This is a genomic window from Campylobacter sp. 2014D-0259 (assembly GCF_008000505.1).
Taxonomy (GTDB): Bacteria; Campylobacterota; Campylobacteria; order Campylobacterales; family Campylobacteraceae; genus Campylobacter_D; species Campylobacter_D jejuni.
On record NZ_VOAQ01000016.1, the window covers coordinates 109,742 to 133,745 of the forward strand.

Annotated in this window: 19 protein-coding genes and 2 tRNA genes; 4 read left to right on the forward strand and 17 right to left on the reverse strand. The window is 29.8% G+C overall.

Annotated features, from left to right (window positions below; translation table 11 throughout):
- The first annotated feature begins 78 nt into the window (after positions 1-78).
- Positions 79-219 carry a hypothetical protein gene (locus SR63_RS08555; protein WP_002861506.1) on the forward strand — a complete coding sequence of 47 codons (141 nt, stop codon included), beginning with the start codon at positions 79-81 and terminating at the stop codon, positions 217-219.
- On the opposite strand, the gene SR63_RS03705 is transcribed toward SR63_RS08555, so the two are convergent.
- From SR63_RS03705 to SR63_RS03725, 5 genes are read right to left on the reverse strand one after another with little or no spacing between them, the layout of a single operon-like run.
- Positions 207-839, reverse strand: a complete 633-nt coding sequence (locus SR63_RS03705) for a hypothetical protein (protein ID WP_002865929.1) — start codon at positions 837-839, stop codon at positions 207-209. The genes SR63_RS08555 and SR63_RS03705 overlap by 13 nt on opposite strands.
- Complete coding sequence (locus tag SR63_RS03710) at positions 836-1,078, reverse strand: hypothetical protein (protein WP_002852415.1); 243 nt, start codon at positions 1,076-1,078, stop codon at positions 836-838. The genes SR63_RS03705 and SR63_RS03710 overlap by 4 nt, the downstream gene beginning before the upstream one ends.
- Positions 1,062-2,108: a DHH family phosphoesterase gene (locus SR63_RS03715; protein WP_002865928.1), complete on the reverse strand. Its 1,047-nt coding sequence runs from the start codon at positions 2,106-2,108 to the stop codon at positions 1,062-1,064. The genes SR63_RS03710 and SR63_RS03715 overlap by 17 nt, the downstream gene beginning before the upstream one ends.
- 8 nt (positions 2,109-2,116) lie before the next feature.
- On the reverse strand, positions 2,117-4,291 hold the full coding sequence (flhA, locus tag SR63_RS03720) for a flagellar biosynthesis protein FlhA (RefSeq protein WP_002865927.1): 2,175 nt from the start codon (positions 4,289-4,291) through the stop codon (positions 2,117-2,119).
- Positions 4,278-4,688 (reverse strand): Rrf2 family transcriptional regulator, encoded by a 411-nt coding sequence (locus SR63_RS03725; protein ID WP_002852609.1) that lies wholly within the window; start codon positions 4,686-4,688, stop codon positions 4,278-4,280. The genes flhA and SR63_RS03725 overlap by 14 nt, the downstream gene beginning before the upstream one ends.
- Before the next feature lie 174 nt (positions 4,689-4,862).
- On the opposite strand from SR63_RS03725, the gene rpsO reads away from it, so the two are divergent.
- On the forward strand, positions 4,863-5,135 hold the full coding sequence (gene rpsO / locus SR63_RS03730) for a 30S ribosomal protein S15 (protein ID WP_002852579.1): 273 nt from the start codon (positions 4,863-4,865) through the stop codon (positions 5,133-5,135).
- 81 nt (positions 5,136-5,216) lie between these two features.
- Here rpsO and SR63_RS03735 read toward each other — a convergent pair whose 3' ends face one another.
- Together SR63_RS03735 and flgL are read right to left on the reverse strand one after the other, a co-directional pair.
- Positions 5,217-8,057: a DNA translocase FtsK gene (locus SR63_RS03735; RefSeq protein ID WP_012006693.1), complete on the reverse strand. Its 2,841-nt coding sequence runs from the start codon at positions 8,055-8,057 to the stop codon at positions 5,217-5,219.
- Between the two features lie 109 nt (positions 8,058-8,166).
- A complete protein-coding gene (gene flgL, locus SR63_RS03740; RefSeq protein WP_012006694.1) occupies positions 8,167-10,416 on the reverse strand; it encodes a flagellar hook-associated protein FlgL in 2,250 nt (749 codons plus the stop codon).
- Positions 10,417-10,596: 180 nt separating this feature from the next.
- On the opposite strand from flgL, the gene SR63_RS03745 reads away from it, so the two are divergent.
- Both SR63_RS03745 and SR63_RS03750 read left to right on the forward strand, forming a co-directional pair.
- Positions 10,597-10,683: transfer RNA gene (locus tag SR63_RS03745), tRNA-Leu, on the forward strand.
- A gap of 10 nt (positions 10,684-10,693) precedes the next feature.
- Positions 10,694-10,768, forward strand: a tRNA-Gly gene (locus SR63_RS03750).
- Between the two features lie 29 nt (positions 10,769-10,797).
- On the opposite strand, the gene abc-f is transcribed toward SR63_RS03750, so the two are convergent.
- The 10 genes from abc-f to pheS form a co-directional block, all read right to left on the reverse strand.
- On the reverse strand, positions 10,798-12,729 hold the full coding sequence (gene abc-f, locus SR63_RS03755) for a ribosomal protection-like ABC-F family protein (RefSeq protein ID WP_002865923.1): 1,932 nt from the start codon (positions 12,727-12,729) through the stop codon (positions 10,798-10,800).
- 3 nt (positions 12,730-12,732) lie between these two features.
- Positions 12,733-14,022, reverse strand: a complete 1,290-nt coding sequence (locus SR63_RS03760) for a sensor histidine kinase (RefSeq protein ID WP_012006695.1) — start codon at positions 14,020-14,022, stop codon at positions 12,733-12,735.
- Positions 14,016-14,678, reverse strand: a complete 663-nt coding sequence (locus SR63_RS03765) for a response regulator transcription factor (RefSeq protein WP_002865921.1) — start codon at positions 14,676-14,678, stop codon at positions 14,016-14,018. Before SR63_RS03765 ends, SR63_RS03760 begins: the two co-directional genes overlap by 7 nt.
- Positions 14,665-16,248, reverse strand: a complete 1,584-nt coding sequence (gene serA, locus SR63_RS03770; protein ID WP_002865920.1) for a phosphoglycerate dehydrogenase — start codon at positions 16,246-16,248, stop codon at positions 14,665-14,667. Before serA ends, SR63_RS03765 begins: the two co-directional genes overlap by 14 nt.
- The gene (locus SR63_RS03775; RefSeq protein WP_002856886.1) at positions 16,245-16,733 is read right to left on the reverse strand and encodes a hypothetical protein; all 489 of its coding nucleotides are present in this window, start codon (positions 16,731-16,733) and stop codon (positions 16,245-16,247) included. Before SR63_RS03775 ends, serA begins: the two co-directional genes overlap by 4 nt.
- Positions 16,733-18,403 carry a 30S ribosomal protein S1 gene (locus tag SR63_RS03780; protein ID WP_002877345.1) on the reverse strand — a complete coding sequence of 557 codons (1,671 nt, stop codon included), beginning with the start codon at positions 18,401-18,403 and terminating at the stop codon, positions 16,733-16,735. The genes SR63_RS03775 and SR63_RS03780 overlap by 1 nt, the downstream gene beginning before the upstream one ends.
- A 131-nt stretch (positions 18,404-18,534) precedes the next feature.
- Positions 18,535-19,368, reverse strand: coding sequence for a 4-hydroxy-3-methylbut-2-enyl diphosphate reductase (locus SR63_RS03785; RefSeq protein WP_002857098.1), 834 nt, complete (start codon positions 19,366-19,368; stop codon positions 18,535-18,537).
- Entirely contained in the window at positions 19,358-20,644 is a 1,287-nt protein-coding gene (gene aroA, locus SR63_RS03790; RefSeq protein WP_002865918.1) for a 3-phosphoshikimate 1-carboxyvinyltransferase, read from the reverse strand. Before aroA ends, SR63_RS03785 begins: the two co-directional genes overlap by 11 nt.
- The gene (gene pheT / locus SR63_RS03795) at positions 20,641-22,962 is read right to left on the reverse strand and encodes a phenylalanine--tRNA ligase subunit beta (RefSeq protein WP_002877346.1); all 2,322 of its coding nucleotides are present in this window, start codon (positions 22,960-22,962) and stop codon (positions 20,641-20,643) included. The genes aroA and pheT overlap by 4 nt, the downstream gene beginning before the upstream one ends.
- Positions 22,959-23,951, reverse strand: coding sequence for a phenylalanine--tRNA ligase subunit alpha (gene pheS, locus SR63_RS03800; RefSeq protein WP_002852567.1), 993 nt, complete (start codon positions 23,949-23,951; stop codon positions 22,959-22,961). The genes pheT and pheS overlap by 4 nt, the downstream gene beginning before the upstream one ends.
- Positions 23,952-24,004: the final 53 nt, after the last annotated feature.

The following is a 24,004-nucleotide window of genomic DNA, read 5'->3' on the forward strand; positions in this document are numbered from 1 at the left end:
GAACTTATAAATATTTAAAGCAAAAATAAAGTTTTTTCGCTATAATAAAATCTTGCAATATTTTTAAAGGTTAGGTTAATGAAAAATTTAAGCATTCAAGAAAAAAAAGACTTAGACAACTGTGTTTTTCAAAATCTTGGAAGGCAAGATACTTTTACTTTAAGCGCGATTTTTAAAAATTTTTATTTAAAAATTAAAGCATTTATTTATTCTAAATAATACCACTTAAAATCTTTTTTTGTGTAGGAAAGATCTTTAAAAGAAGGTGATTGGATAAATAGTTTGCACTCTTTATCCAAATTTTCTATTCCGTATATTTTCATAGCCATTCTTGAGTCATGTCTTGTAAGTTCTATTCCAACGCAAGCTTGATTGTTGATTTTGTAAAGTAAAGTGCCACCGTCTTTTTCATCTATATTTAAAATATCCAAATTCTTATTTTTACTCATATCTTTTACATCTTTACTAAAAGAATATCGGAGTTTATAATATATCATAATATCCTGCATGGTATTTTTCAAATTTTGTAAATTTTCATTAATCAAGTATCCATTATTTTTATAAAGTTTTAAAAAATCTTCATTAAGAAATTTTTGAAAACTTTCATCTTTAGATAATTTTTGACAAGAATTATAGCTATTTAAAATTCTAACTTGACCAGCTTCTATTAAAAGTTCAAGGCAATCTTTATTTTCTTGTGAAAATTGCACTAATTTAACTTCTTGAATCTTAAAATCTTTATTTGGTTTTTTTTCATAAGCAAAATCATTTAATTTTTCATAAATATTGGCAAAACTTAAAGAATATAAACTAAAAAAAAATAAAATACACTTTTTCATTGAAAAAAATCTTTGTATTTATTTTTTAGAAATTCCACAACTTCTAAAATTTCATCAACCCCTTCTTTGTTGGAATTTTCGAGCACATTATCTATATTATCAATATAAGCTTCTATTGCATTTTCTAATTTTTCTCTTTTAACTCCAGCGTATAAAAGCATAGCTTCTAAAACTATGCTAAGCTCATATTGTAAATCTTCTAGTTCATTTTTTAAGGTTTTATTATTGTTTTGATTCATTGTTTTCCTTTTTAAGTTCTTTGCTCTTAATTAAATCAATAATTTGAGCCTTAATATAATTATAATTTGCCCCATCTTTAAATGTCGCAAAAAGTCCACCACTAGCATTTTTATGTCCACCGCCACCTACTAAATTTTTAGCCATTAAACTTACATCTATTTTTCCATTTGCACGAAAACTTAAGGTTTTTCTAGAACTAACATCAATAAAAAAGTCATAATCAGGATTTTTTACTAAAAAATCATTTCCAATAACAGAAGTATTGCCTATATTTGAAGTTAAGATGCCTTTATGGCCTTCATATTCTATACTGAAATTTTCTTTTAGCTCACTTAGTTTTTCAACTACAAAATAAGAAATTAAATTAGAAAGAGTATCATCATTTTTTCTGGCAAAATAATCCTTTTTTATAAAATGAGTAGCATTATCGAGTAAAATATTTGCATTTTCTTTTCCTATAAATTTCCAAGCCTTATCAAGCAAGAAAAACATATAATCGATTTGAGATTCTTTAAACATCACACGATTTATTTCTTTTGCATTGGCAATCAAGCCTAAAAAAACCTTTCCAAGTTCAAAATTTTCATCCTCGCTTAGCCAAATATCAACAGCATTAACCACATCAACAAATTTTGAAAGCTCTAAAACAGGGGTGCAGATTTTAGAGAAAAAATCATAAACGATTTTAGTTGCACATCTTTTAGAATCAAGTAAATACCAAGAATATTTTTGAGCACATTCTTCGCCACTTTGATGATGATCAAGAAGAAAAATTTTAATATTTTTCTCTTTGCAAATTTTTTCAAATTCTTCACATTGATTTAAATTTAAATTTAAATCTGTTATTAGAATAATAGCTTTTCCGAAATTTTCATCTTTTTCTATATCGCCTATAATAGAGTTAAAATTTTCATTAATTTCTTTACCATAATTAGAATTATAAAATCTCACATTTTTAAAATAAAAATTTACTATAAATTGACAAGCATAACCATCAAGATCTGTATGCGAAAGATGATAAATTTTCATTATATTCCTTAAAGTTCTATCCTAATAATACCCTCGGTATTAAAATTTGTATTTTCTGCAATTTCTGCAAAACTTAACACTACTATATTAATGCTAAAATTATAACAAATATCAGCAATGAATTTTCTAAGCTGCGGTTCAACGCAAAGTATAAAAGGCTTGATACGACCATTTGCTACCGCGGCAACTTCAGCCCTTAGAGTATCTACTAAAGTGCCTGTTTGAGCTACACTTAAAGGCAAGTGATAACTTCCATCTCTAAATTGTACATTTTCCATTAAAACTGCAGAGCTAGCAGAGTCTAAGATAAAAATATCCAAATTTCCTTTATCATCTAAATACATATTTGTAATCATCCTAGCTAAAGACGCTCTTACATGTTCAATAATCATATCAAAACTCTTGCTTACTTCTGCTATATCGCTTACAGATTCTAAAATAGTAAGCATATCTTTAATTGGTATGTGATGCTTAAGCAAGTCTTTGAGAATTTTTTGAATAAGACTTACAGGTGCAACACCTAAAGCACCTTCTACGATGATTGGATAATCATTTTTAATCTTATCAAGAAGATTTTGCACCTCTTGGCGTGTAAGAAGTTCGCTTGCATGTGCTTTGATAAGTTCGCTCATATGTGTTGAAATAACACTTGCAGGATCTATTACTATATAGCCATTTAATGTTGCTTCATCTTTTAAATTCGCATCAATCCAAAGTGCATCAGAGTTAAAAGCGGGTTCTTTTGTAGCAATCCCTTCTATCTCTTCTGTGATAAAACCACTATCCATGGCTAAATATTTATCCGGATAAATTTCGGCACTTGCTATAGACACGCCCTTGAGTTTAAAACTATACTCATTTGGTTTAAGTCTTAAATTATCTCTTATTCTTATTTTTGGCATTAAAAATCCTAAACTTTCAGCAATACTTCTTCTCATTGAGCGAATCCTTTCTGTAAGTTCGTTTTCAGCAAGCTTAATAAGTCCGTATCCAAGTTCAAGTTCTAAAATTTCAACTTTAAGTATGTCGTTAATCTTGTGTTCTTCTTCTTTGAGAATTTCTTCTTCGCTTTTCTTAGCAGGCGCTGCCGTTGTCCCACCTGCTCCACTTTGAGATGCAGCTGCAGCACTTGGTTTGCTTTTTTTAACTGTAGTTATATCAATTTTACCTTCCTTAACCTGCTTGGTAAGATAGCCAAGACTTAAAAAAACTAAAGCCATAAAGCCCAAGGATAAAGTTGGCAAGCCAGGTACTAACGCAAAGATAAAAAGTACAAAACCTACTATTAAAAGCGTGCGATATTCGCTTAAAAGTTGAGTTAAAGTTCCTTCTGCAAAATTTTCCTCATCTTTGCTTGCACGAGTGATAATTATAGCGGTTGCAGTAGAAGTAATAAGCCCTGGAATTTGCGATACAAGTCCATCACCTATGGTTAAAATAGTATAAGTAGAAGCAGCATCGCTTAAAGCCATATCGTGCTGAAAAGATCCTATTAAAAAACCACCTATGATATTTATAATAGTTATGATAATTCCTGCAACAGCATCTCCTTTGATAAATTTAGAAGAACCATCCATTGCGCCATAGAAGTTTGCTTCAGCAATAACTTCTTGACGTCTTGCTCTAGCGGTTTGTTCATCAATAAGCCCTGCATTTAAATCCGCATCAATAGCCATTTGTTTACCTGGCATCGCATCAAGTGTGAATCTTGCTTGTACTTCAGAAACCCTTGTACTACCTTTTGTTACAACCATGAAATTAATCAATACTAAGATACAAAATACAATCACACCAATGACCATATTTCCACCAACAACAAATTCTCCAAATGCTGCTATAATCTCACTCACGGCTTCAGGGCCGTTTTGCCCTTCGCTTAAAATCATCCTTGTAGTAGCTATATTTAATGAAAGTCTAAATAAAGTAATAATCAAGATTAAAGTTGGAAAAGTTGTTAAATCTGTCGGTTTGGGTATATAAATAGAAATTAAAATAATTAATACCGATAAAGCTATGCTTAAAGCTAAGAAAAAGTCCAAAATAGGACTTGGTAAAGGAACTATAATAATAGCTAAAATACAAACTAAAAAACCAACAATAGTTAAGCTTTTAGCTTTTAAAACAGGAGCAATTAAAGGCCCCAAGAAAGGAAAAACTAAATCGACTATTTTATTTTTTGCCATTATTTTTCATAATATCTTCTAAAGTAATAGAATCTAAAAATTCATCTACTTTATTTTGTAAATTTACTAACATAGGCATTAAGGTGCAATTTTCTTCTTTATTATTTGGACAAGTGCCACCACTGCATTCAAATACACTGATATCCTTTTTTTCGGCACTATTAACAATTTCTTTTATAGTATATTGACTTGGTTCTTTGATTAAAACAAAACCACCTTTTGCCCCTTTAAAGGATTTTAACAAGCCATCTTTAGCTAAAGTTTGTAAAATTTTAGCTAAAAAACTTTTAGGAATATCAAGCTCTAAAGCTAAAGAATCTACATCTTGAGGTGTTTCTTTTTGAGAAATATAAATTAAAGAAAGTAAAGCGTATTCGCTAGCTTTGGTAAATAGCACAGATTCTCCTTATTATAACTACAGAAATAGCTGTAATTATAATAAATAATTCTTAGAAAAAGACTTAAATTTTGACAAAACCTTCTAAAAAAGATAAATTCAGTTTATTTTTTGCTTTTTAAGGTAAAATTATAGTTCTTTAATTTTATTATTTTACCAATCAGGAGGTCTATCATGGCTTTGGATTCGGCCAAAAAAGCAGAAATAGTTGCGAAATTCGCTAAAAAACCAGGTGATACTGGTTCAACAGAAGTTCAAGTGGCTCTTTTAACTGCAAGAATTGCAGAACTTACAGAACATTTAAAAATCTACAAAAAAGACTTTTCATCAAGATTAGGACTTTTAAAACTTGTAGGTCAAAGAAAAAGACTTTTATCTTATCTTAAAAGAAAAGATTATAATTCTTATAGTAAGTTAATTACCGAATTAAATCTTAGAGATAAATAATTTTAAGCCCTTTTTACTGGGCTTTTATCTTTATAAATTCTTCTTTATGTAATTAGTTTTTATATCAAAATAAAAAAAATCTTATAAAATTTCCCTTTGTCCTTTGGCATCAGGTTCGCTTAAAACTCCATTTTGAGTAAGTTGTTCAATAATATTTGCAGAGCGGTTATAGCCGATTTTTAAACGGCGTTGCAAATAAGAAATGCTTGTTTTTCCATCTTCTAAGATTACTCTTTTAGCTTCTTCATAAAGCTCATCTACTTCCCCATCAAAGCTTTCATTTGTTGTAACACCCGCGCTTTGCTGATCTTTTAAGAAGCTTTCATCATATTCTACGCTTTGTTGATCTTTTAGAAAATCCACGATTTTTTCTATTTCAAATTCACTCGCAAAAGGTGCATGCAAACGCACTATAGAACTTGTTCCAGGAGGAGTAAATAAACAATCTCCTCTTCCAAGTAAACTCTCAGCACCCATAGCATCTAAGATAACCTTAGAGTCAATTTTTTGCCCTACTTTATAAGAAATTCTACTTGGCAAATTCGCTTTAATTAGTCCTGTTACAACATCAACAGAAGGCCGTTGTGTGGCTACAATCAAGTGAATTCCACTTGCTCTTGCCATTTGAGCAAGTCTTCCTATATAAAATTCTACATCTTTACCCGCAGTCATCATTAAATCAGCAAGTTCATCGATAATTACTACAATAAAAGGAAGTTCTTCTTCACCTAATTCTTTCATTTTTTCATTGTAATTTTCTATATTTTTGGTTTTTGCATCAGCCATTAAACGATAGCGTCTTTCCATTTCGGCTACCATATTTGAAAGTGCATTGACTGCTTTTTTTGGATCTGTGATAACAGGAGTTAAAAGATGAGGAATGTCATTATAAATGCTAAATTCAAGCATCTTAGGATCTATCATCATCAAACGCAAGGTTTTAGGAGAGTTGCGATATAAAAGACTTAAAAGCATAGAATTTATCCCCACACTTTTACCACTACCTGTAGTTCCTGCAATAAGCAAATGCGGAAGTTTTTTAAGATCGGTTACAAAAGCATTACCTACTATATCTTTACCTAAAGCTATGGTTAAAGGGCTTTTAGCATTTTTAAAAACTTCACTTTGTAAAATTTCCCTTAGATAAATGGTTTGAATTTCATCATTTGGAACTTCTATGCCTACAACATCTTTTCCTGGTATTGGAGCTTGAATACGGATTGATTTTGCCATTAAAGCCATAGTTAAATCATCTTGTAAATTTAAAATACGACTTACTTTTACATCTGCACTAGGACGAAATTCAAAAGTAGTTACAACAGGACCAACATAAGTGCTTATAACATCACCGCCTATTTTAAAACGACGCAACTTTTCAAGAAGATTATAAATTTTTTTATCTATTTCACTTTCATTGATTTCTTGTCTATGTTCTTTTGGATTAGCTAAAAAATCTAATGGCGGCAAGGTGAAATCTTTTGGTTTTTCTACTTCGCCCTGCTCTATTTCACGCAATAAAGCTTGGTTAATAGCAATTTCTTTGGCTAAAACTGCTTTTTGAAGTTTAATTTCTTGATCATTTGTTTTTTTATCATCAATTTTAGTTTCTGTATTTTGGATAAAATCGAGTGTATTTTTTTCTTCTATAACTATTTCATTTATATTTTTTATAGGAGTAGGTTCTATATAAGGATGATTTAACTCTTCTACAATGGGAGCAAATTCAAAGATATTGTCTGTTTTATCTGGATTTTTATTTTCATTTATTTTGTTTGATTCTTCTGTTTCTGTTTTAATTGTTTTTGGGCTATTAAAACTATATTTATTCCCTTCTATAATATCGCTTGAATTTATCGCATCATATTCTTCTAATTTTTTAATTTCTTGTTTTACTTTATTTTCTAAAATTTCATTTTGATAGGCTTTGTATTCTTGTTCTAGTTTTTCTTTTTTTATCAAATTCTCTCTAAGTTCAAGCTCTTTTGTAAAAATTTTTGGTTTAACTTCTTGTTTAGAAACTGGAATTTCAATATTTTTACGCTTATAACTTGGCTCATCTAAATTTTTATTTGTATCTATTTGCTTTATATCTTCAAGTTTTTTAGGTTTTAAAAAACGTTCAGGAATCATATCTACCTCTTCTTCTGAAATAAAATTAAAATCTTCATCAAGACTAATGCTCATTTTACTAGCTTTTTGTGCGAAATTTCGCACTTGTTGAGAATGCTCATAAACAAAACTTCTCGATTCTTTTAAGCTTTGTTTATCAATCTCTATGGTTTCATCTAAAATTTGATTTTTTAGTTTTTCAAAGTTTTCCTTAGCTGTGGTAATTGAATTTTTACTTGCGTTGATATTGCTATCTTTAATTATCTGTTCTAAGTTATTGGTTTTTTCTTTTTCATTTATTTGTGAATTTTCGTATATATTATCTTGTAAAATATTTAATTTTGGCACCATAGGTTCTGATTTGCCTATATCTTCTTTCTCGTTTTCTCCACCAAATACACGCATAAGTAAAGATTTAAAAGCTTGCTCTACTTTTAATAAATAAGTAAAATCTAATTCTATTTTTAAAATTTCTTTTGCAAATTTTGGAAACAATAAGATCAAAGAAAATAGTAAAAGCAAAAGAGCGAAAATTCCACTCCCTGTATGCCCTAAGATTATAGAAAAAAATCCATATACAATTTCTAAAATATACCCAAACCCTCTATAAAAGACAGAAAATAAAAGTAAAGTAGAAAAAAAGGCTAAAGAAAAACCAAAAAGTTCTCTACGCTTAAAATTTTCTATTTTATAATTTTTTTTATAATAGAGATAATTTAATATAAGCAAAGAAAATGGATAATAATACCCAAATTCTCCAAATAAAAATAAATTAGCCTTGTAAACCCATTCTCCCATGCTAGGTGCTAGCATACAAAGACAAAGATAAAAAATAACAAGTGTAGAGCTGGTAAAAATGGCTTCTTTTTTAATATTCTTTCCTTGAAAATAAAATCAAAGCCAAATTATACCATAAAAAATTTTACATATAATTTAATAAGCTAAGTTGGGAAATTGTTGTACTAGCTTTAAGAGAAGCTTGATATGCAAGTTGAACTTGCATTAAATTCATCATTGCTTCACCATAATCTACATCAATAACATTTGATTTGATAGATTGTACATTCACGCTTAAAAAAGTAGAACGAGTATTTACATCTTCTATTGTGTTGTGATATGCACCCATGGTTGTATTAAGCTTACTAATGTGATCTGCTAAATGATCAAGCCTTTCTAAAGCTCCTTGCATACCTGTATTTCTAGGATCTTCACTTTCAGAATCTGCTCTCATATTGCCTTTTAAAACAGCATCAATCATTGAATCTAAATCTTTAATAATATCCACATTTGGCTCATCAATAACCAAAGAGTTGTTTGCACTAAAACTAAAGTTTGGACCATTTGTTACTGAAGAAGTTGTGCTAAATGGTGGTTGTGGAAAGTGGCCACTTTGAGAATCGCTAAGAGAAATTTCTATATTAGTACCTGAAGAAAGTTTATCAGTAACACTAATACGGCCTTTATAATCCATACTTACATCAACAGTAGCTTGTGAATCTTTCATGAGTTGTTGTAAATTATTATAACCATTTGCATCAACTTTTCCATTTGTAGCTGTTATGCTTTGGGTTGGAATTTTATCTGCAGCAAACATACCTATAATATCATTAATTTGACCATAAGTAATATCATTTGATCCTGTAACAACTCCACTATTTCCAGTTGCAGGATCGGTATGGGTTATAGGAAAACTTATAGTTTGACCTGGATTATTAGGATCAGGATAGCTTACAGTTGAAGTTTGTAAATTTATAGTAACATCGTAAGAATTTCCACCTTTGGAATTGACTTTTAAATTTAAAGTAGTACCATTTAGGCTATCTCCTGCCATTACCTCACTAAGTTTGGTTGAATCAGTCGCATAAGCATTGCTTCCTTTGATAACTTGAGAAACATTACCATAAACAGTATTTCCATTTTTTTCAAAATATACATTATCATAATCAGCCCCATTAGTAGCATTTCCATCTGTATCTGTCATTTTACTTTTGATAAAATCAGTTTGTTTTAAATCGATTGTGAATTGTTGATTATTGATTGTTACAGTTACAGGGCTGTTTAATTTTGTTATATCTCCGTTACTAGGAGCAGCTGTAGCAGCTTGCATAACCCTATTTGTAACTTCATCCATTGAAATGCCTTCTTGTTTGGCAGCATCAATAATACCTGTAAGTTCAGCTCTATCATCGGCTTGTGGTGTGAAAGCTACAGCGTGAAAATCGAGTTTGTTGTTGCCTTGCTTTAGATCTGTAATTTGAATTTGACCACTATCATTCATGCTTACTTCTACTACTTTATTATTTGGAGTATTACCATAAAGAGCTCCGATATTTTCCATTACATCTTCTAAAGTATCTTCAGGTTTTACAAGTACAGCGCTTTTAAAGCTTGTTCCATCAGGTTTAGTACCTTGAACATAAAGAGTTGTTGGAGGAAAATCTAGTTTATCATCATATTCAAAATCTTTATCAGGATCCAAACCATTATCTTTTACATAACCTTGTCCGATAAGCTGTTGCCATTTAGAATCTCCTGTGAGATATTTAGTTTTATCAGGGTCTTTATTTAAATCCCAACGATTATCTGTAAAACTAACATTGGTGCTTATTTGTTTTTTATAGTCTCCGTCTGCTTTAAAAAATAAATCCCAGCCTGGTATATTGTATGGGCTTTCAGTTCCAGCTCCAGTTACTACATTAATATTATTTTTATCTCCATAATAATTTCCATTAGAATCAAAAGGTTTGTTTGCAACTTGAGAACCTGCAAAAAGATACTGACCATTAACACTGGTATTTGCAAGCTGAACTATACTTTCTTTTATGCGTTCTAGTTCTTTTGCTATAGCCTCTCTTGAGGTTTGAGAATTGCTATCGCTTGCAGCTTGAGTTACTTTAACTTTAAAATCTTCAAGAAGTTTAACCATGTCTTGTAAAGCTTTCATGCTATTTTGAGTCATTTCTTGAGCTCTACTAGTTGATTCTTTTACTTGCTCTAATGTTTTAATTTCATATTCAAGACGCGTATTATCTATATAAGTGCTTGCATCTTCATATGAATTTTGAATTTTTAAACCTGAAGCAAGTTGTTGAGATATCTGATATAAAGCACTTTGACCGCCCATAGAATTATTCACGCTATTTGTGAAGTTAAGTTTATTTGTAATTCTCATTTTTTTCCTCTAAAGTATTAAAGTTAAAATCTTTTCAAACATTGCTAATAAACAAAAGCAATAACTGTTCCAAAAATTTAAATTATATAATTTTATATCGTCTTTTTGAAAATACTTTTTATTTTTAAAGTATTTTTTAGCCTAAAAAAGTATAATTTTAGCTTTAAATCTTAAAAATGAGCCCGAGTGGTGAAACTGGTAGACGCGCCAGACTCAAAATCTGGTAAGGGCAACCTTGTGTCGGTTCGAGTCCGACCTCGGGCACCACTTATTTTTTGCGGGAATAGCTCAGGGGTAGAGCACAACCTTGCCAAGGTTGGGGTCGCGAGTTCGAATCTCGTTTCCCGCTCCATAGAGTAAAAAAATATAAAATCTTTTTAATTATAAATTCTCGCTTTTCTCTAATACTAAAAAATACTCATTTTCTAGAATTTCAAGTTCTTTTTGCATTACTTCAAGTTCTTGATAAAGCTTGTTAATACCTATTTCTTGATATACATTTGGATCGGATAAATCTTGATTTAATTTAGCTATCTTTTGCTCTAAAAAATCTATTTTTTCAGGATGGTTTTTTAATATCTCATTTTCTTTGTAGCTTAATTTTTTAGAGCTTTTTTCTTTTTGGTTATTATTTTGCTCTTGGGTTTGAAGTTCTAAAGCAAAATTATCCAATTCTTCAATTTCTTTTTCATTTTCAAGATATTCAGTGTAAAGAGTGTGTAAAATATTTATATATCCATCTCCCTCAAAAGCATAAAGTTTTGTTGCGATTTTATCAACAAAGTATCTATCGTGCGATACTAGCAAAATAGCCCCTTCAAAACTAAGTAAATATTCTTCTAATATATTAATCGTAGCTATATCAAGATCATTAGTTGGCTCATCTAAAATCAAAACATCATATTCTTTAGTAAAAAGCAAGGCTAAAGCAACGCGATTTTTCTCTCCACCGCTTAAAAGAGCCACGCTTTTATCTAAAAATTCCTTAGGAAATAAAAAATTTTTCAAATATCCATAAACATGCATATTTTTACCGCGAACTTCAACCCTATCTCCACCATTGGGACAAAAAATTTCAAGCAAGCTTTTATCAGAATTTACCAAGCTTCTAGCCTGATCAAAATATCCTATCTTAAGCTCTCCGCGTTTTATTTCACCGCAATCTTGTTTTATTTGCCCTAGAAGAATTTTTAACAATGTTGATTTCCCGCAACCATTTCTTCCTACGATAGCTATACGTTCACCTTGTAAAATACGCGTTGAAAAATCTTTAAAAAGATTTTTATTGTTTATATTTTTGCTTATATTTTTAAGCTCAAAAAGCATTTTTTTACGATTGATCGTTTTTTCTCCATTAAAATTTAAAGCCGCTCTTGAAATTTCAAGTTTTAAGCGTTTGATTGCTCCAGGATTTTTTTTCGCTTCTTCACGCATTTTAAAAATGCGTTCTTTTCGTCCTTCATTTCTTTTAAGTCTTGCTTTAACCCCTCTTCTAAGCCATTCTTCTTCGCTTTTTAATTGCTTTAAAAGAGTTTCATGGCTCTTAGCAAGGCTTTGTAAAATTTGTGTTTTTTTCTCTAAATAGTTTGCATATCCGCCTTTAAAAATACTAAGTTTACCCTGCTCTACTTCTACACACTTGTGTGCTATAGCGTCAATAAAATATCTATCATGGGAAATAAAAATCACACACATCTTTGAATTTTTTAGCAATTCTTCCAAAAAGCTTGTCATATATACATCTAAATGATTAGTTGGTTCATCAAGCAATAAAATATCAGGATTTTTTAGTAAAAGTATGCAAAGCCCAACGCGGCGTATTTCTCCGCCACTTAAAGTAGATATAATGCGATTTTCATACTCAAGCAAACTAAATTCTTTTAAAACGCGTATTATTTTAGATTCTATATTCCAAGCATCTTTACTATCAATCAAAGTCATAAGTGTATCTATTTTTTTAAGATAATCTTTATTACTAGGATCTTCTTCTAATTTTTTATGCAGTATTTCATATTCTTCTAAAGCATTGTAAATTTCTGCAAGCTCTTGCTTGATAGCTTCTTTTACACTTAAATTTGCGTTAAAATCAACGCTTTGTGAAAGCATGGCTATGCTTTTTCCATTTTGTCTTATTACTCTACCGCTATCTAAAGGAAGTGTGCCTAAAAGCGTTTTTAAAAAAGTAGATTTTCCTTCTCCATTTTTCCCTATAATAGCAATCTTTTCTCCCTCGTTTGCACTAAAATTTGCTTCATTTAAAACTATTTTGTCTCCAAATTTTTTTGAAGCTTCAATTAAATCTATAAGAGCCATTTTTTATCCTTGACTGAGTTTAAAGCTAAAACTAGAACCATAGCCTAAAGTGCTAGAAATTTCAAGATAACTTTTATGTATATTTAAAATTTTCTTTACTAAAAAAAGTCCTAAACCAAAAGAATTATCGCTTTTTACATCAATTTTATAAAATTTTTTTGTAATCAATTTTATTTTATCTTCTTCTATGCCTTTTCCAAAATCTTGCACTATTATCTTTTGATCTCTTGCTGTTAAAATGACTTCTTTTTGACTATATTTTAAAGCATTAGAAAGCAAATTTATAATCACTTGCTCGATTAAAAATTCATCAGCCTTAACTTTCGTGCTTTTACCTTGCAATACAACTCTTTCAAAGCCTGGGTTTTTAGTGATTTTTTCACATAGAAAAAAAAGATCAAATTCTTGCATTTGCAAGGCTTCACTATTAAGATTAAAAACAAAATTAAGCTTATGGGTTAAAGCATTAAGTTTAATACTTTGACGCGAAATTTTTTCTAGTAATTCCTTTTTTAATTTTTTATCTTCCAATTTCTCATCTTTTAGCATCTCTAAGCTAAGATCAATCACGCTTAATGGATTTTTAAGCTCATGAGAAATAGCAGAAATCACACTAGCAAGCTGAGTATTTTTTAAAGTAATTTTATCGCTTTGTTTTTTATTTTTTTGGGTATTCTTTAGAATTTTATCCTTAGTTTTTAAAAGTTTCTCATTTAGTAAATTAAATTCTTTAAACATTCCTTTTTCTAATATAACAACTTTATGATCCCCTATAGAATCTAAAAAATCCAAAATTTTATTAAAATTTTTCTCTATTCTTCTACCTAGCAACAACATTAAAATAAAAACAAACAGCAAGCACACTCCAAAACCGATTGCTATTTTTGTCCAAAAAAGTTCTAAATCTAAAAAACGAGGATAAACAATAATAATATATTTATATCCTTTGTAAATAAAGCTTTTAGTAAGAATTTTTTTTGAATTGAAATTTAAAATTTCTCCTTCTTTAAGATTAGAAAAAAAATCAGGATTTTTTACAGAACTTATTTTCATATCATTGTTTAAGATAATAAAATCAGCCCTAGTATCTTTAGCAAAATCCTTGATATTAGCATCATTTAAATGCTCTAAGAGAGAAAATTTTAAAACATCATCAAGACTTTTGATTTTTTGTTCATATTGTTTTATAAGCAAGAAATTAAGATAAGAATTAGTAAAAGTATAAAAAATAAACCCAAAAATCAAAGCCAATACAACAAAAAAAACTATAAAAATATTTTTAGTTTTTAGCATAATTTATAGCCAACACCCCTAACACTTATAATATGATCTTTTAGTTTTGGAAATTTATTTCTAAGTCTTGTTAGAGCTATATTGATTGTTTTATCACTTGTAGTATCATCTTTCCAAACACTTTCGCTTAAAAATTGTCTAGTAAGCAAGGTATTTGGATTTTCAAAAAAACATTTTAAAAGCTCATAGTCAAGATTTGAGATTTCTAATTTTTGATTTTTGTAAAAGAATTCATAATTAGCCAAATCTAAAATAAAATCACCAAAAGATAGTTTTTCTTCTTCTTTTTTATGGCGTTTTAAAATTGCTTTAATGCGAAGCAAAAGCTCATTGAAATCAAAAGGTTTGCAAACATAATCATCACAACCACTTTCAAAGCCTTCGAGCAAATCTTGATGCAAAGCCTTGGCTGTAAGAAAAATAACTGCTTCTTTATATCCTTGCTCTCTTAAATCTTGAATTTTTTCTAAAGAATCTCCACTGGGCAAATTTCTATCGACTATTAAAAGATCGATTTGCTCATTATCGAGCAAATCTTCAACTCCAAAAAAATCCACTAAAGATATAACTTCATAACCACTAGATTTCAACTTTAAAACAAGCAGTTCGTTTAAATCTATATCATCTTCTATAATTAAAATTTTAAATTTCAACATATTGGACAAATACACACGCCTCTAATTGTTTTAGTTCATCTAATACTTCTTTTTGAACTTTTTCATCAATCAAAACAACAGCCAAAGCATACCCAAAACCATCTCTACCAAGCCTAAAATCAGCTATGTTGATATTTTTAGCTGCCAAAACGGAACTGATTTTAGCTATAACTCCTGGTATGTCTTTGTTTTTAAAAATAATCATTTTCCCTTTTGGCTTAAAATCAGTTTTAAAGCCATTTAATCCAACTATGCGTTGTTCATTTTCATTAAACACTGTTCCTGAAACACTGATATTTGAATTTTCGGTGATAATTTTAACACTAAGTTTATTATTATAACCACTATTTGGAAGAGTTTCGCAAGATAATTCAACTCCTTTTTCTTTGGCTACAAATTCTGCATTAACATAATTAATTTTCTCTCCTAAAATTCCACCCAAAGCACCAACAGCTGCAAAGGTTAGCATAGAATTTGCATACTCGCCAATAATTCCTTCAGCCTCTAATTTAATACTTTTTATCGGATTTTTATCAATTTGAACAGCTAAAAAAGCCATTTTAGAAACAAGTTCTATATAAGGAGCTACAAAAGGTGGTAAGTCTTCAGTTTTAATTGGTAAATTTAAGGCATTAGGATAAGCCACGCCTCGTGCTGCACTTAATGCTTGCTCACAAGCTTCTCTTGCGATATTATCTTGACTTTCTAAAGTATTTGCTCCTAGGTGAGAAGTAACCGAAATATTTTCAAAGTCTAAAAGAGGATGATTAGTCGCGGGTTCTTTATCGAACACATCTATACCAAGCCATGCTATTTTACCACTTTTTAAACCTTCATATAAAGCCTCTTCTGTGTACAATCCTCCGCGAGCACAATTTATTAATCTTATTCCATCTTTCATTTTTGCAATTTCTTGCTTTCCTATCATACCATTGGTTTCTTTGGTTTTTGGTGTGTGAATGGTAATAAAATCACTTTTTTCTAAAATTTCATCCAAATTTTTTGCTTGCTCCATATCTAAATCTGTAATCTTAGAAGCAGAAATATACGGATCATAGGCTAAAATTTTCATACCAAATGCTTTAGCGCGGATAGCTACTCTTGAACCTATATTTCCAAAACCTATAACCCCTAGGGTTTTGTTCATCAATTCAATGCCATACCATTTTTCTCTTTCCCATTTTCTTTCAATTTTTAAAAAATTATGAGCATTGACAAAGCTTCTAGCTGATGTTAAAAGATGTGCCATTGTTAGTTCAACTGCGGCAATAGTATTTGCAGTTGGGACATTCATCACAATCACTCCTCTTTTAGAACACTCTGGAATATCAACATTATCTACGCCCACCCCAGCACGCACAAGCGCTTTTAATTTTTTGGCATGATTTAAGAAATTTATATCTACATCTGTAGAACTTCTAGTAATAGCAACTTCAACATCGCTTAGCATTTGCATAAGTTCATCTTTTGGAACTTTTGCAGCTTCTATAAGCTCAATATCTTCAGCTTTTCTTAGAATATCGACACCTTTATCCAAAATAGCATCACATACTATAATCTTTTTTTTCATAACCAAATTTCCTTTACTTCTGTATTTATTTTATATTTTTTTAATTCTTTGATAATATCATCTATAAGTTTTTCATTACCTGTATCCAAAAAGATTTCTGGACTATCACCTGATTTAAGAAGAAAATACTTCACATTAAAAGAATTTAAAGTCTGTCTTAAGCAAAACATAGAATAAATATCATATTTTCCAACTATAAGTTGATAATATTTATTTTTCTCCTTAAGCTCGCTAGTATCCGCATCAAAATATAAGGTAAATTTTTCTGCTGCTGGGGTAAAATCTCTTGTAGGCCATTTTGCTAATTCTTCTTGCCATGAAAGATCTTGATTTTGGGTTTGAATGCTTGGCTGTGTATTTGTATCTTTAGCAAATTGTGGAATGAAATTTACATTAGCTTTAAATTGCCAAAGCAATGTAAAAACAACAGCAAGCAAAATGAGTAATAAAATACTCAAAATGCTTATTGTAATGTATTTTTTCATTAAGCTAGCTGATCTTTAATGATATCACCTAAAGTCACTTTATCATCATTATTGATTTCATTAAGAACTTCTCTTTCTTTCATTCTAACAAGATTTTTAACACTTAGGCGAATTCTATTTTTCTTTTCATCAATAAAAACTATAGCAGCTTCAATATCGTCGCCAATTTTTAAATTTTCAAGCATAGAAGTGCTTATATCTTCTTTATGAATTAAAGCATCAACATTTTTACTTAGTTCTACAAAAACACCAAAATCTTTAATATCGCGGATAGCGCCTTTTACAATATCGCCGACTTTATGAATTTTAGCATATTCTTGCACTGGAGAACTGCTTAATTCTTTTGTACTTAATGATATTTTTTGGTTTTCTTCATCTATTTTGATAATTTTTACCTTGATTTTATCCCCTTGAGAGAATTTGTCTTTGCATTTATCGTTTCTATCCCAAGAAGCATCTTCATTATGTAATAAACCTTCAATACCACCAAGTTTAACAAATGCACCAAAAGAAGTTACTGAGGTGATTTCTCCTTCAACCACATCTGCAATTTTATAAGATTTCATAAATTCATCAAAAGGTCTAGAAAGTAAATTTCTTAAAGAAACTCTTAAGCGTCTTTCATTTGGATTGATTTCAATTACTTCAACATCAATTTCTTGACCTTTGTTGATATAATCTTTTGGATTTTTAATGTTTTTATCCCAAGAAATTTCACTGATATGTAAAAATCCTTCTATATCATTTCCTAAATCCACAAAAGCACCATAAGGCTCTATATTTGATACTATTACTTTAATGGTATCACCTACATCAAGAGTATCTTTTATCTCGCTCCATGGATCAGGTAAAGCCGCTTTTATAGACAAGGATAAATGTTTGCGTTCTTTATCATACTTTATAACTTTAACTGGAACCTTATCACCCTCTTTATAAAGTGTTCCAGGATTTACAGGTCCTTTGTAAGAAATTTCGCTGTAATGAACAAGACCATCAACACCTCCTACATCCACAAACATACCATAAGTAGTAATTTTTTTCACAATACCTTCAATTAAATCTTCTTGTTGTGCTACATTATTGATCAATTCTTTGCGTTTTCTTCTCTCGTCATCTAAAGTTTTTTTACGAGAAACAATAATACTTTGCTCATCTTTGTCGATTTTAATAATTTTAACTTTAAATGTTTTACCTATAATATTATTTGTTTCTTTAAAGCCATATTGAGATTTTGGTAAGAAAAATTCAACATCATTTTCATCAACAACTATCAATCCGCCTTTATTTTTTCCAACTACTTTTACGGTAAAAATATCATCTTGATTTTCTTGATAGTTTTTAATAAATTCAATAACTTTTTCTTTTCTCAAAGCTTTTTTATGAGAAAGTAAAGATCTGCCACCACGAGAACCCATAACAGCAACTTTAATACTATCGCCTACATTAAATAATAGCTTAGAATTATCATCTTGTATTTCGCTAAGAGCTAAAATACCTTCAGATTTTTTACCTATATCTACATAAACTTCATCATTTTTGATCTCTACAATCACACCCTCTGTTGTAGCCTCTTCTCTTGATTTATCGAAAGCCTCCAAAAGCTGTCCAAAATCTTCTTCCTCAAGATAATCATCTACGCCGCCTTGAACTTTTTTGTTCACCTCGCTCATTATGGTCCTTTAAAATAATTTTTAGAAATTGATTGATTTTACCTTATTTTTCTTTAATTAGTGTTAAGTTTTTTTATTTTTGTTAATTTTTTTTAAATTTTTGACTTTTTTATTCTATTTGAAAACATTTTTTAATTAATCTTAAAATTTTCTATTTTGGCGATAACTTTTTGTATGATCCAATCAGGAGTACTAGCACCTGCACTAATGCCACAATGTTTTTTATCCAAAAACCATTCTTTTTTTAACTCTTCTTCGGTTTCAATTAGATAGCTATCTTCACAATTGGTTTTTGCAATCAAAAAAAGTTGTTTTGTATTGGCTGAGTTTTTACCCCCTACAACAACCATAACATCACTTTTAAGCGAGAGTTCTTTAATGGCATCTTGATTTTTAAAGGTTGCGTCACATATAGTATTAAAAACCCTTACTTCTTTGGTTTTAAGTATTAAAAAATTTACTATCTCCATAAAATGCTCAGGCTTCTTAGTTGTTTGGCTTACCACAGCTATTTTATTAGGAAGTTTTATATTTTGAAGTTCTTTTTTATCCAAAACCACATAAGCTTTTGTACTTACATAACTTTTTACTCCTTTAACTTCGGGATGATTTTCATCTCCAAAAATAACAACTTCATAACCCTCCTTGCTCATTTGCTCGCAAATTTGTTGTGGTTTTGTAACAAAAGGACAAGTGGCATCAAAAATTTCTATATCTTTTTTTCTCAATTCTTCTAAATCTTGCTTTGTAATACCATGAGTTCTTATAATAGCCTTTTTTTCATTGCTTAAAGCTTGTATATTTTCCAAAGTTTTGACATTAAAATTTTTTTGTAAACGAGAAATTTCTTCGTTATTATGAATAAGAGGGCCTATAGTTGCAGCATCTTTTATTTGTTCTGCTTTTTTAATAGCTCTTTTAACACCAAAACAAAAACCATAGTTTTTTGCTAATTCAATAATCAATCCTAGCTCCTAAATTTGATAAAATCTCTATAAAATTTGGAAAAGAAGTTTTTATACAATCACTATCATCAATCTCAATTCCACAAAGCAAACCTAAAATAGCAAAACTCATAGCAATACGGTGATCTCCATAGCTTTTAATTTTTGAAGATTTTAGTTCGCATCCACCTTCTATTTCAAAACCATCATCAAGTTCTCTAGCTTCAACACCACAAAGCTTTAGATTTTCAACCATCACAGCAATCCTATCGCTTTCTTTAACGCGTAATTCTTTAGCATTTATTAAACTAGATTTACCCTTAGCCAAAGCAAAAGCTATAGCCAAAGCAGGCGCTTCATCTATCAACCAAGCAATATTATCTTTAACTTCTATGCCATTAAGCTTGCTAGACTCCACTCTGATCTCACCAATAGTTTCAAAATCATTTTGAGTTATTGTCATTTCAAGTTTGGCACCCATTTTTTGCAAAATTTTATACGCCTCTATACGAGTAGGATTAAGTAAAATATTTTTTAAAATAATTTGAGATTTAGGCAAAATAATAGCTGCTAAAGCAAAATAAAAAGCCGAAGAAGGGTCATTAGGAATGATTATATTTTGAGCTTTTAAAGGTTTTTTTAAAGGACTTATTTCAAGACTTAAGCCATCATTGCTAACCCTTATTGGAGCTTTCATAGCCTTTAACATGTTTTCGCTATGATTTCGACTAAGAGAAATTTCACTAAAAGCGCATACATTATTAGCTCTAAAAGCAGATAAAATCATAGCTGTTTTAACTTGAGCCGAAGAAATTTCGCTTTTATAGTTAAAAGCTTTTAAATTTTGACCTTCTATACAAAGTGGAGCTAAATTTGCCTCATTTCTTCCATAAATTCTAGCGCCTATTTGAGTAAGTGGTTTGCTTATTCTTCTCATAGGACGATTGTTTAAATACTTATCTCCACTTAAAACAAAAAAACCAGAAATTCCTGCTAAAAATCCTATCATCAAACGCATAGCAGTTCCTGAATTTCCACAGTCTAAAATACAATTTGGAGATAAAATTTCTTTAGGGGGTATAATTTTGACGCAAGAATCTTTTTGTTCAATTTTAGCTCCAAGATTTTTTATAATTTCAAGAGTGTTTAAAGTATCTTGAGCTAAGAGATAATTTTGAGCCTTATTTTCTTCTTGTGTTAAAAGCGAAAATATAGCAAAACGATGAGATATGCTTTTATCTGCTGCTATATTTTCAAGTATAGCATTTACAGGGGTTTGCAATTTGTAAATTTTCATCTTAAATCAAGACCCAAATTTTTAAGAGTATTTAAAATTTTATCCATACATTCATTGACTTGATTATCCTCTAGAGTTTTATTTATATCCCTAAAAGAAAAACTTATAGTAATGCTATAAAATTCTTTAAGGTTTTCATCACTATAAATATCAACTAAACGAAAATTTTCAAGTATTTCTAAATTCAATTCTTCGATACAATTTTTAATCTGATTGTATTCAAAACCTTTAGGTATTAACACGCTAAGATCTCTAGTGATAGCTGGGAATTTGGAGTAAGGCTTAGCTATTTTAAAATCTTGCCTGATTAAATCTAAATCAAGTTCGCAAATATATGTTTTTGGTAAATCTCTCTCATTTTCTATTTTTAAATGCAAACGGCCTATAAAACCTACTTTAATATCCGATAGGTAAATATCTGCTTGTTCATAAGGGCTTAAAATATTATATTTTGATGATTTTAGTTTAAAATCACCTATAATATTTTTAATGTCTAAAAGAAAATCATAAAATTGCACCGATTCAGGTTTGGCCTTGTTGGAAATTTTAGCTTCTTCTTTTAAGCCAGAATGGATAAATGCGATACGATTTAATTCTTGATTATTAACATTGAAAACAGCCCCTAGTTCAAAAAGTTTAATAATTTTTTTAGAATTTTTTGCATTTAAACTTGCTGCATTTAACAAATGATTTAAAAGGGTTGTTCTTAAAGTATTAAGTTCTGCTGTAATTGGATTAATTAGTTTTAATTTAACAGAGTCAAAACCCAATCTTTTAAGTTCTTCTTCATTATCCAAAACATAATGTAAGCTTTCAAAATAACCACTAGCTACTGCTCTTTTCCTTAAATTCAAAAACTCAATATAATTTTTATATGCAGAATTTAAACGATTTTTTTCTATAAATTCTAAACCCTTAGAAGCAATATTATCAATACCTATAATTCTTACAACTTCCTCGCAAATATCTGATAAATTTTTAATATCAGGACGATGTAAAGGTGCTTTAACATTTATAAGCCCTTCACCTGAAAGTATGAGTTCAAAACCTAATTTTTTCAATATTTTTAATACTTCATCTTTATCAACATTTTGCCCTATTATATCGCCAATACTTTCAATGCTTATTGGTATGATTGGTAATTCTTTGTCGGTTAAAATTTGTTGAGAAGAACTATAAATAACAAGATTTGGAATCTGCTCAAAAATACTAAGCAAAAAATCCATTCCTAAATTTAATTTAGGTTCACTTCCCCTAAAACTTCTATAAAGCATTTTTTCATCTTGATCTTTATGATATATTTTAGCATCTGCAATTACCAATGGATCGGTATAATTAGCCTCAATAATAATTATTTTAGAATCATCTTTACATCTACTTTCATTATTTTGGAAAATTCCGCTAAAGCTTAAAAGTTTATCTTTGCAAGATACTTTTGTTTCTCCATGCACTTGCTTGCTTAAATTAATGGTAAATTCTTCATCTTTTTCAGAAAAACTACTTAAATCATAAGCATTAAAAAGAACACCAGTTGAATGCGTTGCATAATTTAATAAATTTTCTATGGAATTTTTTCCCAAACCTTCAATTTGAGCAAGTCTTAAACTAAGCAATAAATTTGTTTGAATTTCTTCTTTTAACTCTATAGCTCGATAATTATAAAGTCCATTAAGTTCTTTCTCAGCTGCTAAGCGCAAAATTCTACCGATACCTAAAACATTTTCACTTTCTTTGAATGGTTTTGGTTCTTTTAAATTTAAATTTAAAGCAGTAGCCAAATCACGAGCAATACCATAAATACTTAAACAATCACCCCTATTAGGAGTAAGTTCTACTTCTATTAGCTCATCATTAAAAATTTCATAAGTATTTAAAGCTCTCCCAAGTTCTAATTTCCCTATGCTCTCATCTAAAAGCATAATTCCTTCATTGATTTTTTCAAAACCCAGTTCTAAACTAGAACAAAGCATACCACAAGAATCCACTCCTCGTAATTTTGCTTCTTTTATTTCCATACCATTTGGCATGATAGCACCTTTAGTTGCAACAGCTACAAATTGTCCTGCATCAACATTCGCAGCACCGCAGACAATTTGCAAGGTTTCACTTCCGATATCAACTTGACAAATGCTTAATTTATCTGAATTTTCATGTTTAATTTTTTCCTTAACATAGCCTACAACAACTTTATCTGGAGCTTTTAAAGCGCCAACCCTATCAACTTCTATACCTATAGAGTTTAAAGTTTTAGCTATTTTATCCGAACTTATTTCTTCAAGTTCTAACCAATCATTCAACCAACTTTTAGTAATTATCATCTAAACTGCTCCAATAATCTCAAATCACCTTCAAATAAAGATCTTAAATCTGGAATTTGATGCAAAAGCATTGCAAAACGTTCTACTCCCAATCCAAAGGCATAACCACTTACATTTTCATAGCCAACAAAATTATAAACATTGGGATCAACTATTCCACATCCTAAAACTTCAAGCCAACCTGTATGTTTGCAAACTCTACAACCCTTTCCTTTGCAAAATACACAAGAAATATCAACTTCAGCAGAAGGTTCTGTAAATGGAAAAAAACTTGGACGAAAACGAACTTTCACATCTCCAAACATATAACGCAAAAAATCTTCCAATACACTTTTTAAATTTGCAAAGCTAACCTTTTGCCCTTCTTCCACCACAAGGCCTTCAACTTGATGAAACATAGGAGTATGCGTAATATCAAAATCTCTTCTAAATACAGCACCAGGGGCTATCATCCTAATAGGAGGTTTTTGTGCAAGCATTGTCCGTATTTGCACTGGCGAAGTTTGTGTTCTTAAAAGCCTTTTATCATCAAAATAAAAGGTATCTTGCATATCTCTTGCAGGGTGAGATTTAGGTAAATTTAACGCTTCAAAATTATGAAAGTCATCTTCTATTAAAGGCCCTTTTTCTATGCTAAAATTCAAAGCTATAAAATACTCTATGATTTTATCCATGGTGCTCATAACAGGATGCAAGGCACCTGTTGTAATACTTTCATCAAAATAGTTAAAATTTAAAGCATCTTGTTTCATTCTTTCTTCTAAAGCAAGATTTTCCAAATCTTTAAATTTGGCTAAATAAGCCTCATTAAATATTTCTTTTTGTGCATTTAGTTTAGCAGCAAATTCTTTTTTCGCCTCATCTTCTAACTCTTTAAGCTTTGTAAAGCCTTCTGTTAAAATACCTTTTTTTCCAAGAACGGAAATCCTAATGGCTTCCAAATCATTTAAATTCTCACATTTTTGAATCTGTTCTATAAAATTTTGCAATTTTCTTACCTTAAATAAAATATTTCAAGTTCTAATTCTATTAAAAACTATTT